Annotated in this window: 14 protein-coding genes; 2 read left to right on the forward strand and 12 right to left on the reverse strand. The window is 44.8% G+C overall.

All coding sequences use genetic code 11. From position 1 onward, the window contains the following. Positions 1–84 precede the first annotated feature (84 nt). The 8 genes from deoD to sigJ all read right to left on the reverse strand — a co-directional run bounded on the left by deoD (position 85) and on the right by sigJ (position 9,535). The gene (deoD, locus tag FE394_RS00005; protein ID WP_319924356.1) at positions 85–801 is read right to left on the reverse strand and encodes a purine-nucleoside phosphorylase; all 717 of its coding nucleotides are present in this window, start codon (positions 799–801) and stop codon (positions 85–87) included. Between the two features lie 71 nt (positions 802–872). Continuing rightward, positions 873–2,096 (reverse strand): phosphopentomutase, encoded by a 1,224-nt coding sequence (deoB, locus tag FE394_RS00010; protein ID WP_319924357.1) that lies wholly within the window; start codon positions 2,094–2,096, stop codon positions 873–875. Positions 2,097–2,176: 80 nt separating this feature from the next. Next, on the reverse strand, positions 2,177–3,514 hold the full coding sequence (gene deoA, locus FE394_RS00015; RefSeq protein WP_319924358.1) for a thymidine phosphorylase: 1,338 nt from the start codon (positions 3,512–3,514) through the stop codon (positions 2,177–2,179). Positions 3,515–3,598: 84 nt separating this feature from the next. Beyond that, the gene (gene deoC, locus FE394_RS00020; RefSeq protein WP_319924359.1) at positions 3,599–4,378 is read right to left on the reverse strand and encodes a deoxyribose-phosphate aldolase; all 780 of its coding nucleotides are present in this window, start codon (positions 4,376–4,378) and stop codon (positions 3,599–3,601) included. Between the two features lie 427 nt (positions 4,379–4,805). Further along, positions 4,806–6,071 carry a NupC/NupG family nucleoside CNT transporter gene (locus FE394_RS00025; RefSeq protein ID WP_319924369.1) on the reverse strand — a complete coding sequence of 422 codons (1,266 nt, stop codon included), beginning with the start codon at positions 6,069–6,071 and terminating at the stop codon, positions 4,806–4,808. Positions 6,072–6,422: 351 nt separating this feature from the next. Further along, entirely contained in the window at positions 6,423–7,193 is a 771-nt protein-coding gene (locus FE394_RS00030) for a TatD family hydrolase (protein ID WP_319924360.1), read from the reverse strand. Further along, the gene (locus tag FE394_RS00035) at positions 7,194–8,303 is read right to left on the reverse strand and encodes a patatin-like phospholipase family protein (protein WP_319924361.1); all 1,110 of its coding nucleotides are present in this window, start codon (positions 8,301–8,303) and stop codon (positions 7,194–7,196) included. A gap of 296 nt (positions 8,304–8,599) precedes the next feature. Then, complete coding sequence (sigJ, locus tag FE394_RS00040; RefSeq protein WP_319924362.1) at positions 8,600–9,535, reverse strand: RNA polymerase sigma factor SigJ; 936 nt, start codon at positions 9,533–9,535, stop codon at positions 8,600–8,602. Between the two features lie 421 nt (positions 9,536–9,956). Here sigJ and FE394_RS00045 point away from each other — a divergent pair, with 421 nt between their 5' ends. Beyond that, positions 9,957–10,256, forward strand: a complete 300-nt coding sequence (locus FE394_RS00045; RefSeq protein ID WP_319924363.1) for an antibiotic biosynthesis monooxygenase family protein — start codon at positions 9,957–9,959, stop codon at positions 10,254–10,256. A gap of 68 nt (positions 10,257–10,324) precedes the next feature. Here FE394_RS00045 and FE394_RS00050 read toward each other — a convergent pair whose 3' ends face one another. The 4 genes from FE394_RS00050 to FE394_RS00065 all read right to left on the reverse strand — a co-directional run bounded on the left by FE394_RS00050 (position 10,325) and on the right by FE394_RS00065 (position 13,548). Then, entirely contained in the window at positions 10,325–10,726 is a 402-nt protein-coding gene (locus FE394_RS00050) for a BON domain-containing protein (RefSeq protein WP_319924364.1), read from the reverse strand. Between the two features lie 194 nt (positions 10,727–10,920). After that, positions 10,921–12,510: a peptide chain release factor 3 gene (prfC, locus tag FE394_RS00055; RefSeq protein WP_319924365.1), complete on the reverse strand. Its 1,590-nt coding sequence runs from the start codon at positions 12,508–12,510 to the stop codon at positions 10,921–10,923. Positions 12,511–12,704: 194 nt separating this feature from the next. Then, entirely contained in the window at positions 12,705–13,169 is a 465-nt protein-coding gene (gene rimI, locus FE394_RS00060) for a ribosomal protein S18-alanine N-acetyltransferase (RefSeq protein WP_319924366.1), read from the reverse strand. Continuing rightward, entirely contained in the window at positions 13,138–13,548 is a 411-nt protein-coding gene (locus FE394_RS00065) for a DNA polymerase III subunit psi (protein ID WP_319924367.1), read from the reverse strand. The genes rimI and FE394_RS00065 overlap by 32 nt, the downstream gene beginning before the upstream one ends. A gap of 127 nt (positions 13,549–13,675) precedes the next feature. Between FE394_RS00065 and rsmC the strand changes: the two genes are divergently transcribed. After that, positions 13,676–14,689, forward strand: coding sequence for a 16S rRNA (guanine(1207)-N(2))-methyltransferase RsmC (rsmC, locus tag FE394_RS00070; RefSeq protein ID WP_319924368.1), 1,014 nt, complete (start codon positions 13,676–13,678; stop codon positions 14,687–14,689). Positions 14,690–14,899: the final 210 nt, after the last annotated feature.

Here is a 14,899-nt window from a genome sequence, read left to right on the forward strand (position 1 = left end):
CTAAAGCCATAAAATAAAAAGCCCTTTCCTATAATGGAAAGGGCTTATGAACTTTCAATGAAAACTAAGGTTATTTACGCTTTTTTAATTGTCACCCAACAAAATGGATTCAAGCGCAATCTCGATCATCTCATTAAATGTGTGTTGACGCTCTTCGGCAGTTGTTTGTTCGCCGGTGCGGATATGGTCAGAAACAGTACAGATTGCCAATGCTTTTGCACCAAATTCAGCAGCAACACCATAAATACCCGCCGCTTCCATTTCAACACCCAGAATGCCGTATTTTTCCATAACGTCGAACATCTGAGGGTCTGGCGTATAAAACAGGTCAGCAGAGAAGATATTACCAACGCGAGTATTGATATTCTTCGCCTTAGCTGCATCAACTGCGTTGCGGACCAGCTCAAAATCAGCGATTGCAGCGAAGTCGTGATCTTTAAAACGCAGACGGTTTACTTTGGAATCGGTACACGCCCCCATGCCAATGACAATATCACGAATTTTAACGTCTTCACTCACCGCACCACAGGAGCCGATACGGATGATTTTTTTAACGCCAAATTCGGTGATCAATTCTTTGGCATAGATAGAGCAGGATGGAATACCCATACCATGACCCATGACAGAGATGCGGCGACCTTTATAAGTACCAGTGAAGCCCAGCATACCGCGAACACTGTTAACCTGACGGGCGTCGTCCAGGAACGTTTCCGCAATGTATTTAGCTCGCAGCGGGTCACCTGGCATCAAAATAACATCAGCAAAATCGCCCATCTCAGCATTAATATGTGGGGTGGCCATAAGTTTATTTCCTTGTTTTTATTACGTATCAAAATAAATGAAAATGGGGAGGCAACAGGCCTCCGCCAAAATTAAAACATCGCTTTACCGTAATCCATTGGCGTCAAATCGAAATATTTCGCGACTGTCTGACCGATATCGGCAAATGTTTCACGATGCCCCAATGAGCCTGATTTCACTTTCGGTCCGTAAACCAGAACCGGAATGTGCTCGCGCGTATGATCAGAACCCGCCCAAGTCGGGTCACAGCCGTGGTCAGCGGTAAAGATCAGGATGTCATCGTCTTTAACCAGTTTCAGCATTTCTGGCAGACGACGGTCAAATAATTCCAGTGCTGCCGCGTAACCAGCCACATCACGGCGATGACCGTAAGATGAGTCGAAATCGACAAAGTTGGTAAATACGATGGTATTATCGCCTGCCTGCTCCATTTCAATCAATGAAGCATCAAACAGGGCATCAATTCCTGTCGCTTTGACTTTTTTAGTGATACCCACGTTCGCGTAAATATCTGCAATCTTACCAATGGAAACCACTTCACCCTGTTTCTCATCAACCAGCTTTTTCAGGATGGTTGGGGCGGGCGGCTCAACAGCTAAGTCATGGCGGTTGCCTGTACGCTGGAAATTACCGGTTTTGTCACCCACAAATGGGCGGGCAATAACACGGCCAATATTATAATCACCAATATTCAGCTCTTCACGCGCGATTTCGCACAGTTCATACAGACGATCCAAGCCAAATGTCTCTTCATGGCAGGCAATCTGGAAAACAGAATCCGCAGAGGTGTAGAAAATCGGCTTGCCGGTTTTCATGTGCTCTTCACCCAGATTATCCAGAATAACCGTACCGGAAGAGTGACAGTTACCCAGATATCCCGGAAGATTCGCGCGCTCAACCAGTTTATCCAGCAGTTCCTGCGGGAAACTGTTTTCTTCATCACTGAAATAGCCCCAGTCAAACAGAACCGGAACGCCTGCAATTTCCCAGTGTCCCGATGGCGTGTCTTTACCAGAAGAAAGTTCACTCGCATAACCATAAGCGCCAATAATGTCAGCGTCTTTATCCAGACCAATCGGGAAGATTCCGCAAGACTCTTCCGCCGCTTTGCCTAATCCCAGACGGCTCAGGTTTGGCAAATGTAATGGCCCTTTACGGCCGATATCAGCCTCACCACGGGCACATTGTTCTGCAATATGCCCTAATGTGTTAGATCCCGTATCACCAAACTTTTCAGCATCTGCACTTGCTCCGATGCCGAAGGAATCCAATACCATGATGAATGTACGTTTCATAATTTTCTCCTGCGTCAATTCACGCTATCAATGCGGAAACTGCCAGCTATTAAATCTATTTTGAATTCTTGTGTGACGGTTTATCCACTGATATGCCGATAAACCATAGGAGTAGTGGCTGTTGTTTCGGTTTCTTCAACCCTATCCTTAAAAATAAAGGCGTTACGTACTGCTTCTGCGGCTTCATGCCAGACTTTTTCACTATTGGCATGAATCATCGCCAGTGGAGTACCTGCATCCACTTTTGTCCCTAACGCAACGATATCACTCAGCCCCACACTGTAATTAATAGGATCAGTCGCCTTACGACGGCCTCCCCCCAATACAACAACAGACATGCCCAATGCACGGGTGTCCATTTCTGCAATGATGCCATTTTTTCCAGCCAATACGGGTTTTCTAAAATCCGCAGTCGGCAGGTAATGAGCATAATTTTCGACAAAATCGATCGGGCCTTTCTGGGCCGCCACCATGCGACCAAATATTTCTGCCGCTTTGCCGCTGTCTAGCACCGCCTGTAATTTACGGTGTGCATCATCACGATCGCTTGCCAGATTGCCTGAAACCAACATTTCAACAGACAATGCCATCGTCACTTCAAATAAGCGGGGATTACGGTATTCCCCGGTCAGGAATTGGACTGCTTCACGCACTTCCAGCGCATTACCCGCACTGGATGCCAGAACTTGATTCATATCCGTCAACAGCGCCGTTGTTTTGCAACCCGCACCATTGGCGACCTTGACGATGGATTCTGCCAGCTTTTCCGATTGTTCGTAAGTCGGCATAAATGCCCCTGAGCCGACTTTCACATCCATCACCAGCGCATCCAAACCTTCGGCCAGTTTTTTACCTAAGATAGATGCCGTAATCAAAGGGATGGAATCAACGGTCGCAGTAATATCACGTGTCGCATAAAAACGTTTGTCAGCCGGAGCCAATGAGCTGGTCTGCCCGATAATTGCGACACCCACATCCCGAATAATGTCACGGAAACGCCGTTCATCAGGGAAGATGTCAAAACCGGGGATTGATTCTAATTTATCCAGTGTTCCACCGGTATGCCCCAAACCACGCCCCGAGATCATCGGAACGTATCCTCCGCAAGCGGCCACCATCGGGCCAAGCATCAGAGAAGTGACATCTCCCACGCCACCCGTCGAGTGTTTATCAACAATCGGGCCGGGTAAATTCAATTTTTTCCAATCTAAAACCGTACCGGAATCACGCATTGCCAGTGTCAATGCGACACGTTCTTCCATCGTCATATCATGGAAATAGATGGTCATTGCCAATGCCGCGATCTGTCCTTCGGAAACCGTGTTATCACGAACTCCGTTAATAAAGAACCGGATCTCTTCTTCGCTCAGTGGATGACCATCACGTTTTTTGCGAATAATTTCCTGTGTCAGAAACAAAGCTACCTCCCAATCATTATTATCTGAAAAGAATGGCAGTAATGCACACTGTCTTAGCGTACATTTAATCAGTCATTATTGATCTTAATAACCACTACTCTGCTTTTGTCCCTGATGACCAAGGGTTGTCAGCAAACTACTTAACAAACTGGAAGCGCCAAAACGGAAATGACGGGAATCAGCCCATTTGTCTCCCATGATGCGCTCAACTAACGCTAAATGTTGTGCCGCTTCTTCGGCGGTTCGCACACCACCAGCAGGTTTAAAACCAACGCTATCACCGACGCCCATATCGCGGATCACGCGCAGCATAATTTCGGCACTTTCGAGAGTCGCATTAACGGGGACTTTACCGGTTGAGGTTTTGATAAAATCAGCACCTGCCTTGATCGCGATTTCAGATGCTTTCCGAATCAGATCCGCTTCTTTTAATTCGCCTGTTTCGATGATGACTTTTAGCCAGACACCTGATTCAGCACAGGCTGTTTTACAGGCTTTTACCAAATCGAAACCAATCTGTTCATTGCCTGCCATCAATGCACGATAAGGGAAAACGACGTCCACTTCATCAGCACCGTAGGCGATGGCAGCACGAGTTTCAGCCAGTGCAACGTCAATATCATCGTTGCCATGCGGGAAATTAGTCACTGTGGCAATGCGGATATCGGGTGTTCCCTGTTCACGCAATACCTTGCGAGCGACAGGAATAAAACGTGGGTAGATACAGACGGCAGCCGTATGTCCGGCAGGACTGTTTGCCTGACGACAAAGTGCGGTCACTTTCTCATCGGTATCATCATCATTAAGAGTAGTTAAATCCATCAAACTCAGTGCACGCTGAGCGGCGGCGGTTAAATCGGTCATAAAACTCTCCAACGGTATTATTATCGTGACTGAATCAGTCCACACATTCTTTTGTACGATGATTCTGAACGAACGATAGTTTTACTGATTATGTTCTAACATTTCTTTTTAACAACACGCTCATTCATTTGTTGGCGAGTGAACTTGGTTCCTTGAAGAGGTCGCCACAAGTATCAGTTTAATCCATAAAATCTTCATGTATCATCATTTGAACATGTTAATGAGCAATAGTTAGTGCTTTAAATCACACTAATCAAATCACAATTGCAACAGTAAACATTTTATTGTGAATAAAATCACATTAAAGGGTTTCAGGAAAAACAAAAGCAGGTGAGAAATCTCACCTGCATTCAATTTAATACACAATCCCTGTGTCTTACCATGTCCCGGATTTTACGATTTCCGGCGTTTTACTATTCCCGGCGTTTTACAATGCGAGGAAGAATCCGGCAATTGTTGCACTCATCAAGTTAGAGAGTGAACCTGCCAGTACAGCTTTCAGGCCGAAACGGGCAATGTCACCACGACGGTTTGGTGCCATACCGCCCAATCCACCCAACAAGATCGCAACTGAAGACAAGTTAGCGAAACCACACAGGGCAAAGGAGATAATCGCTTTGGTATGTTCGGAGAGCACTTGCAGACCTGCCGCCTTAACCATATCATCCGCTTTCAGGTATTCACCAAAGTTCATGAATGCCACGAATTCGTTAACGACCAGTTTCTGACCGATGAAAGAACCCGCAATGGTCGCTTCATTCCACGGAACACCGATAAGATAGGCTATTGGTGCAAAAACCCAGCCCAGAATCAGTTCCATGGATAATTGAGGATAATCGAACCATCCGCCGACGCCGCCTAAGATACCATTCAGCAAAGCAATCAATGCGGTGAATGCCAGCAGCATTGCGCCGACGTTCAGAGCCAGTTGCATACCTGATGCTGCACCTGACGCTGCGGCATCAATGATATTCGCAGGGCGATCTTCCGCCGATATCAGTGACATGGCATCAGCAGTATCATGAGTTTTTTCAGTTTCCGGCACCATCAGTTTTGCAAACAGCAGGCCACCCGGCGCAGCCATAAATGAAGCCGCAATCAGATATTCCAACGGAACACCCATTTGAGCATAACCCGCCAACACTGAACCCGCTACAGAGGCCAAACCACCACACATAACGGCAAACAGCTCCGATTGAGTCATGGTAGAAATATAAGGGCGGACAACCAGAGGTGCTTCGGTTTGACCTACGAAAATATTCGCAGTTGCAGACAGAGATTCAGTCCGTGATGTTCCCAGTACTTTCTGCAAACCACCACCCAAGATTTTGATGATGAGCTGCATAATGCCCATGTAATACAGAACTGCGATAAGTGAGGAGAAGAAAACGATCACTGGTAAAACACGCAGGGCAAAAATAAAGCCACCGCCGCCAAACAGTTCAAACATTTTGTCGGAAACCAATCCGCCAAAAATAAAGTCTGTTCCTTTCTGGCCATATCCAATCACGTTGGAAACGCCTTTTGAAATCGCGACCAAAACGTCTTTGCCAGCCGGTACGTAAAGTACAAATGCCCCGACAGCAACCTGAATCAGAAAGGCGCCCAGGACAGTACGTATTTTAATGGCTCGATAGTTACTGGAGAAGAGCACCGCGATGAAAACCAGCACTACCATCCCGATCAGGCTCATAAAGAGTTGCATTGGAAGAATCCCTGTTCACTGTATGAATAATAAAAAAATATGTCAGTTATTCTGTAAGTTCCTACTGACATTGTGTGTGAGCCGATTATACCTAGTACCAAAAAGGAACAAGCAACTAACATCACAAATTAATACAGCAAAAAGTAATATAAAAACTAAAAATGAGATATTCATCACATAAAACCACCTAGTTTCGGTGGAATTAGATAATATGACGGATAAAGAGGTAAAAAAAAGGATAAATAAGCAGAGAATATAAGTTAAGCGTTATTAATATTTATAAAAAATAACGGTATGTTTACACGACGATAAAACCTTTATGATTTTTGTTGGTCAGGATTAACTTAGTGTAAATAGAGCCATACTGTTTTCATAGACTTGATTGGCAATTTCATCTGACGATTCTTGACGCAATCCGCACAATACGGAAAAAACCTGCGCGACTCTTTCTGGGCGGTTGGGCTGCCCTTGAAACCCCGATAATGGCATATCAGGCGCATCCGTTTCCAAGACTAAAGATGACAGAGGTAACTGTGAAATAGTGCTACGTGTCTTTTGTGCTCTGTCATAAGTAATCGTTCCTCCTACCCCAATGTAAAACCCCATACGAATAAAGGCCCGGGCTTGGGACAAACTGCCTGCAAAACCATGGATCACGCCTGTACATGGCAATTTATGTTGTCGCAATATTGCGGCCAATTGATCGTGGCTTTTTCTGGAGTGAAGTATCACAGGTAAATCATACTGCTTGGCTAGTTTTAGCTGTACTTCCAACACGCTTTTCTGTTTCTCAAATTGGGGTTCTGGCATATAAAGGTCAAGACCAATTTCACCTACCGCCACACATTTGGTACTTCTTTCTTTCAGACGCTGATCCAACGCATCTAAATGCGCATTTTGATGTTCACGAATATAGAGTGGGTGTAAACCAAATGCAGCATAAATTGAAGGATGATTCTCTGCCAACACCGCCACTCGCTGGAAATTCATTTGATTCACCGTGGGCACGATAATTTTTTCCACGCCCATTTGTCTGGCTTGTTCCAGACTTGTTGCCTCATCACCAGCAAAGGGCGGAAAATCGAAATGGCAGTGTGTATCGATAAACATCTACTTATCCAAATTACTCATCATGATCGGGTCAGCTTCCTGAAGATCATCAACCAAATCAGGGGTGGTCATTTCTTCTATCGGACAGTCGATACTGTTCAAGAAATGGCTTCTCCGGGAGCTATTACTGTTGATGCCATTACGACATACTCCATAGCTCTTACGTTCTGAGAGCCCAAACTTTCCTCCGACAAAAGTATGCCCGATAGTTGCCAAAAAATATCGCCCGCAACGCCGTCCCAAATGATAATCCTGATTTAAAGCGCTGACCCGGCTTCCCAGTGCCATGGTAGTCAACGGCGCAGGCGGATAAATTTCAAATACCTGCACATCATCCGGTGGATTCTCAATAAATTTCTGCGTTCGGTGGTAACTCTGGGCATGGAGATTGAGCATTTTGACCATTTTTTGCAGACTGCTGGTTTCCAGCCAGCGCTCCATGCGCTTGAACCACTGAGGTGTATAGTAAAGCTGGGAGGGAACTGTCCGGATCACAACAATGGTATCCGCACCACGGCGATAAGCTTCTTGCACCGGTATCGCATCACAAATGCCGCCATCTTGATAAACCACATCGCCAAGGGTAACACCATTACGATAAAAACCCGGAATGGCGCTGGAGGCTTTTATAACGTTCATCCAGTTTTTTTCATCAGGATGTAAATAATCAGCCTCAAAGTCATCTGCCCGGCAGGCACACATGTAGAATTCGCGTCCCGCATCAAATTGGTGCATCGCAGCAGAGATATTGAGTGGTAACTGTTCAGATATGGTATCAATATACCAATCCAGATCGATCAGATGCCCGCCGCGAACAAAGCGAAGTGGATTGAAAAAGGCGGAGTCGGTTGTATAACGATTGATGATTTTACGGGCATAGCCTCGTTGACCGCAAATATAGGCAGAAAGATTCTGAGCACCCGCCGACGTCCCAAGGAACAATTCAAACGGATTAAAACCAAGACGAAGAAACTCATCCAAAACACCTGCGGTAAAAATCCCCCTTTGGCCACCGCCTTCACAAACGAGCGCAATTTTCCCCGGTTTGATCTGTGAGTTGTAAGCCAAAGGTTCTATATTACCCAACGTTATTGGAATATGTTTCCCCACTCTTATCCTCCTCTAACAATTATTGGCAGCGCATCAAGGCACTTGTTGAATATCTATCAGTATATTGTTACTCAAACAACTTATTTGTAATGCTTTAGTTAAACAGTGATATATCTATTCTAGTCTCTGTTCATCTTTGTCGTTTCCGCTTTAAGAATCAGCATAACCCAATTGACGAGACTCCCCCATCCTTATCATGCTTTTTGGATACCGGATATGCGATGAGGCGGATGCCAGTCTTATCCGGGCGACGAGCTAACGTTGTCATAATTAATGGCCTCATTTAGATTAATGTACTAATTCCAGCCAGTTAATTTTTCCGGATTGCGCATGACCCAAATATCACAAATACGTCCCTCCCTGACACACGTTGAGATCACAGTGATAGTGCGATCATCCACCTTACCGATAAGTCCGGGTTCTCCGTTGACAACCGCATCTTCGATCCGAAGATCGCTTCGACGTTCGAAAGCCGACAGGAAAAAATTGATAATTGCATCTCGGCCAAATAGTGGTTCAGTCGCAGCGCTGACAAAGCCACCACCATCGGTAACGGCATAAGCGTGTTCGTCCAAAACAGCAACCAGATCTTTGATGTTTCCTGTAACCCATGCTGCCCTGAACGCGGCATTCACCCGAGAGTGTTCCGCAGAAGGGCGGGTAAAATGACTTTCTTGACCGATCCGCTTTCGTCCAGATGAAGCAAGCTGACGACACGCTTGTGGCGTCCTTCTGACGATCTCACTGATTTCTTCAAACGAATATTGGAAAACATCATGAAGAATAAAGCTAATACGCTCAGCAGGAGTCATTTTTTCAAGGACGACCATCAATGCCATGGAAACCGAATTCGCAAGAATAAGATGATCAACAGGATCAGTGCCTTCAGAAGATTCGAATACTGACGTCCAGCTTTCATCTTGAGAAACGGGTTCAGGCAACCATTCGCCGATATAGATTTCACGTTTGGACTTGGCTGATTTAAGTTTATCGAAGCAAATTCTTGTCAGTGTTGTTCGTTGCCAGGCAATGGGGGATATAATTTGTTTACGTTCAGAATGGGGTAGTTTGTACCATCGCAGGTAAGTTTCTTGAACAGCATCTTCAGCATCTGGAATGGTTCCCAGAAACCTGTAGGCCAACGATTCAAGCTTAAAACGCTCAGAATCTTCAGGATATACCTGAACCAGATTATCATCAGCTTCACACTCCGCCTGTTTCTGCTTATTCATGCTTATTTTCCTAAACTTCGGTTCTGGAGAAAAATGCCAGAGGATTGAGTAGACACAACGTTCACCCAGAGGCAGAAGAAGATTCACAAAAAACGTAGCCTCTCAATTATATATAAATATTTCTATTGTTTTTAGGGTAAAGCATCACCGCGCCCCTGAAAAACTCTCCTGAAAAAACTCTCCTGAAAAAAAAGTCGCAATTCCTTCACCTATAAAGATTTCCCGACACTCTAATGACGAAAGACAAGGTGAAAATGTCAGGTACAAAATTCCGGAATGAAGAATTTTTTCCACAATGACCTGACATTCTGGAGCGATTAGTCGTCTATATATTGGGCTCAACGAGTTTATACCCAACTAGCAAGACTCTAACCCACTGAGGGTGGACAAAACCTACTATTTATTTAAGGAGGGAGATGTAATGTCTGAAGTTACATTCATCAATGTCATTGAAGTCGATCCGAAGAACCAAGCTGAAGTTATCAAATTGCTGCAAGAAGGAACCGAATCAGTTATTAGCAAACGACCCGGTTTTATTTCAGTTACTTTACTGGCAAGCGCAGATGGCTGCCGTGTTGTGAATATTGCGAAATGGGAGAACGTTGCCGATATTAAAGCAACGCAGGCTGACCCCGCGTCAGCAGAATTCGCAAGACGCACCGCAGAACTTTCTAAAGCCAACCCGGGAGTTTATAACATCGTCGGACAGTATTCCGCCTGAATTCATCACCATATAGGCTATATGGAAAGAGTGGCTTATTTCCAGCCACTCTATTCATAATATGTCAGCTATTTTTTAATTTCTATCGTGCTTTTCACCGATTTGACACCTTTCACTCCATGAGTAATTTTAGCTATTTCCGCCGCTTGGTGTTTGTTTTTGACAAAACCGGAAAGGTAGACAACCCCTTTTTCCGTTTTCACGGAAATATCATTACTGTTGATACCTTTATGTTCCAGTAATGCCCCTTTTACTTTTGCTGTAATAGCACTGTCATCCAAGTAGACATCCGCACTCTGCAAGGAGTGATTAACCTTTTTCCCTGCATGTTCTATAGAACTATCAACTTTTTGTTCCGTCCCCTCCAGCGTTTTTCCTGAAGAGATTTCCGTTGCCAGAGCACTGCCACTAATCAGTACCGAGCCCAGAACAACAGCCAGCAGTGAATGTGTAAACTTGATATTTTTCATCCTACCACCTTCTTTAACATAAGCCAGAATCGTTACCAGAACAGTATGTCAACTCAGTCGTAGTGATAAAATGGGTTTTACAAAAAATAACGTATATTTTCATTAAACCAGAGAATTATTCTTCAATTGAATAAGAATATAGATAATGTGAATGGTAAATTAAGGGCCAACTGAATAGTTGACCCAGATAAACATTAGTGTTCCCGTGTTTTACGGAAAGTGACATCAGGATAGCGCTCACTGGTCAGGTTTAAATTAACCATTGTCGGTGCAATGTAAGTTAAGTTATCACCACCATCGAATGCCAAGTTCAGCTCATTTTTGCGCTTGAACTCTTCCAGTTTCTTCACATCATCACACTCAACCCAACGCGCTGTGGAAACGTTAACGGGTTCATACAGTGCCTCAACGTTGTATTCACTTTTCAAGCGAGCAACAACAACATCAAACTGAAGCACACCCACTGCACCAACGATAAGATCGTTATTGGCAAGTGGACGGAATACTTGTACAGCACCTTCTTCTGACAATTGAACCAGACCTTTAAGCAATTGCTTCTGTTTCAACGGATCGCGCAGACGGATACGGCGGAACAATTCTGGTGCAAAGTTTGGAATGCCGGTAAATTTCAGTTCTTCGCCTTGGGTAAAGGTATCGCCAATCTGGATTGTGCCATGATTGTGCAGACCGATAATGTCTCCCGGATAGGCTTGTTCAACATGGGAACGATCTCCGGCCATAAAAGTCAGTGCATCAGAAATGACAACGTCTTTCTTAATGCGGACTTGGCGCAGTTTCATGCCTTTTTCATATTTACCGGAAACAACACGCAAAAATGCCACACGGTCACGGTGTTTCGGGTCCATATTGGCCTGAATTTTGAAAACAAAACCGGTGAATTTCTCTTCACTGGATATAACTTCACGTGAGTCAGCCTTACGGGGCATTGGCGTTGGCGCCCATTCAACAAGGCCGTCCAACATATGATCAACACCGAAGTTACCCAATGCAGTACCAAAAAATACTGGCGTCAGCTCACCTTGTAAAAAGGCGTCCTGATCAAATTCATGAGATGCCCCTTTAACCAGTTCCAGCTCTTCACGTAATTGATTCGCCAGATCTTCGCCCACAGCGGCATCCAGTTCAGGATTATCCAGTCCTTTGATAGCGCGGACTTCCTGAATCGTATGTCCCTGACCGGTTTGGTACAGATAAACCTCATCAAGGTAAAGATGATAAACCCCCTTGAAGGACTTACCACAACCGATAGGCCATGTAATTGGGCTACAGGCGATTTTCAGCTCATTTTCCACTTCATCCATCAGCTCCATCGGATCGCGGATATCACGGTCAAGCTTATTCATGAATGTCAGGATTGGCGTGTCACGCAGACGGGTCACTTCCATCAGCTTACGAGTACGATCTTCAACCCCTTTCGCAGCGTCAATGACCATCAAACAACAGTCAACGGCGGTTAAGGTACGGTAAGTATCTTCGGAGAAGTCTTCGTGTCCCGGGGTATCCAGTAAGTTAACCAGACAATCACCATAAGGAAACTGCATCACAGAAGTGGTAATCGAAATACCACGCTGTTTTTCCATCTCCATCCAGTCAGATTTAGCGTGTTGGTTAGAACCCCGGCCTTTTACCGTTCCCGCTTTCTGGATCGCCTGTCCGAACAGCAATACTTTTTCGGTGATAGTGGTTTTACCCGCATCGGGATGGGAAATTATTGCAAAAGTTCTTCTCGCCGCCACTTCCTTGGCAAAACTGAGTTCTCGCATGTTATTTTTTCCAATGATGTACAACGTGATGTACAGAAAATAAATTTGCGAAAATTTTACACTGATAACGCCTCCTTGCAAATTATAACCTGTAGGCAGTACGGGGAGTGTTATGGCACACTGATTTGGTCACAGTAAAGTGGTTAGAATTGCGACTGTGAAAAAGGCCACGCAAGGAGCGCAGCCTTATATTATTAAATGTCCTGCCAATCTCCACCAAACAACGGTAACGCCATAATGATGGCATCTTCCTTTCCTGTCGCAGTCGGATAATAATTCTTGCGGATGGAAACTTCATTGAAACCCAGATCTTCATATAAACGGATAGCCGACTGATTAGAGCTCCGCACTTCAAGCCACAGTGTGTTGATCTGTTTTTCCGGCAATATCTTGATAAGATATTGTAGCAATTTCCGGCCATATCCCTGCGATTGATGCTCAGGATGAATGGCAATATTAAATAACGTGGCTTCATCCATAACGTATTGTGTTATGGCAAAACCAATAATCTGGTCATCCAGTGTGATTTTATAGTTGAGATAGCGTTCTCCCTGATTGGAGTAAAAAGTTTTTTCACTCCACGGAAACGCATGGCTAGCCTGTTCTATTTGAAATACTAAAGGAAGATCAACGGGAGTTAATAGAGAAATATTCTTCATAATGGTAAATTTGTTGCCAAAGAGCGCGTTTTGCATTCCCATCAAGAGATAAGTCATTTAATGCCGGGCTTCTCAAAGAAATCCCTTGTATTGATAAGGTAATATCAACTCCCAGCAGCCAGCATGGGCAGTGGATTGATTCCGAAAGTAGCTCAACATCTTTTGTCGTGATGCAATATACCGATGAGGCGTCAATCCCCATGGTTGTGAAAATATCAGCAAACAATGAATGACTTAAGTCGATATGATCATGGGTAATGATCAATAGACGGGTTGAATCAGGGATGAGGACAGACAATTCACCTTGCAAGGCCATCGGGCTACGCAAAATCCATTGGGTGATCCCCAATTGGGAGAGTAATCTGTCACGCTTCGTCATCGTGTTTTATTCCATCTGCCATAAAAAAATAACAAGTCATATATTATCAGAGGGCTTATCTCTGCGCCAATCAGTATGCCCACTGGTATGTATACTTGGACAAAGATTTATAAGGAGCTATACATAGATGTCAGTATTAACCCCGGCCAGCGAAGTTATCCTGCGCCATCATGAGCAATTCCACTCCCATCACCTGCTTTTTGCCGGTGATCTTCAGGACAATCTGGCAACGGAAATCGAAGCTGCAAGTGTGCGGGTGCACACTAATCAATATCACCACTGGCAATCTCTGATTCGTCAACTCGGTGATAATGCGCAATTTGGCCTTGTAGCGGACAGCACATTTATTAAGGAATGTGATACGCTGATTTATTACTGGCCAAAAAGCAAGCAAGAAGCACGTTTCCAGCTGCGTAATCTGTTTTCCATTCTGCCTCCCGATACAGATATCTTTATTGTGGGCGAAAACCGTAGTGGTGTCCGCAGTGTTGATAAGCTAATGGAAGGCATTGCGACTTTCCGCAAAATCGACACCGCGCGCCGTTGCAGCCTGTTTTATGGTCAACTGAAAAATCAGGTTCAGTTTGATCAAAACAACTGGTGGAACAGTTACCAAGTCGGTGATGCTATCATCAATACACTGCCCGGTGTGTTCAGCCAAGATGATTTGGATGTTGGTAGCCGCTTACTGCTTTCAACTTTTGATGCCCCAATTTCTGGCAGCTTGTTGGATATTGCCTGTGGTTCAGGCGTACTGGCAACGGTACTGGGTAAGAAGAACCCTGATTTGGCTCTGACCCTGAGCGATGTCAATGCGGCCGCGATCACATCCAGTAAAGCAACACTGAAAGCCAATAAGCTGGAAGGTAATGTTGTCACCAGTAATGTGTATTCTGCCATTGAGGAGAAATTCAATTGGATTGTTTCCAATCCTCCGTTCCATGATGGTTTGAAAACTAACCTGACTGCCGCTGACGATATGATTCGCATGGCACCGAGTTATCTAAAATCCGGGGGGAAATTGCGGATCGTAGCAAACTCTTTCCTGCCTTACCCTGACTTGCTGGATAAAGCCTTTGGCAACCATGAAGTGCTTGCCCAGACAGGTAAATTTAAAGTGTATCAGGCAACGAAACGATAATTCAGCCGTTAAGCACTGTATCTGCCTGCTCCGATTTAATGAGCAGGCAAATTCTCCATAACGCCATAAAATAAACATGTCTATTTTTACGTCAATCACACTTTTTCTCCCCAAATAATGATTGACGCCAGCCATAAAATCTCTAGAATGCGCCTCCAGGCTATCCGTTTAAGTGATAGTGTCTGATATATGCGAGGGTGGCGGAATTGG

Origin of the sequence: Xenorhabdus littoralis (genome assembly GCF_033949345.1) — a bacterium.
In the GTDB taxonomy this organism is placed as follows: Bacteria; Pseudomonadota; Gammaproteobacteria; order Enterobacterales; family Enterobacteriaceae; genus Xenorhabdus; species Xenorhabdus littoralis.

What these genes read in the sequence shown, in the direction of transcription:
- deoD (WP_319924356.1), bottom strand. Translation starts at nt 801, where the DNA reads ATGGCCACCCCACATATTAATGCTGAGATGGGCGATTTTGCTGATGTT.
- deoB (WP_319924357.1), bottom strand. Translation starts at nt 2,096, where the DNA reads ATGAAACGTACATTCATCATGGTATTGGATTCCTTCGGCATCGGAGCA.
- deoC (WP_319924359.1), bottom strand. Translation starts at nt 4,378, where the DNA reads ATGACCGATTTAACCGCCGCCGCTCAGCGTGCACTGAGTTTGATGGAT.
- FE394_RS00025 (WP_319924369.1), bottom strand. Translation starts at nt 6,071, where the DNA reads ATGAGCCTGATCGGGATGGTAGTGCTGGTTTTCATCGCGGTGCTCTTC.
- FE394_RS00030 (WP_319924360.1), bottom strand. Translation starts at nt 7,193, where the DNA reads ATGTTTATCGATACACACTGCCATTTCGATTTTCCGCCCTTTGCTGGT.
- sigJ (WP_319924362.1), bottom strand. Translation starts at nt 9,535, where the DNA reads ATGAATAAGCAGAAACAGGCGGAGTGTGAAGCTGATGATAATCTGGTT.
- FE394_RS00045 (WP_319924363.1), top strand. Translation starts at nt 9,957, where the DNA reads ATGTCTGAAGTTACATTCATCAATGTCATTGAAGTCGATCCGAAGAAC.
- FE394_RS00050 (WP_319924364.1), bottom strand. Translation starts at nt 10,726, where the DNA reads ATGAAAAATATCAAGTTTACACATTCACTGCTGGCTGTTGTTCTGGGC.
- prfC (WP_319924365.1), bottom strand. Translation starts at nt 12,510, where the DNA reads ATGCGAGAACTCAGTTTTGCCAAGGAAGTGGCGGCGAGAAGAACTTTT.
- rimI (WP_319924366.1), bottom strand. Translation starts at nt 13,169, where the DNA reads ATGAAGAATATTTCTCTATTAACTCCCGTTGATCTTCCTTTAGTATTT.
- FE394_RS00065 (WP_319924367.1), bottom strand. Translation starts at nt 13,548, where the DNA reads ATGACGAAGCGTGACAGATTACTCTCCCAATTGGGGATCACCCAATGG.
- rsmC (WP_319924368.1), top strand. Translation starts at nt 13,676, where the DNA reads ATGTCAGTATTAACCCCGGCCAGCGAAGTTATCCTGCGCCATCATGAG.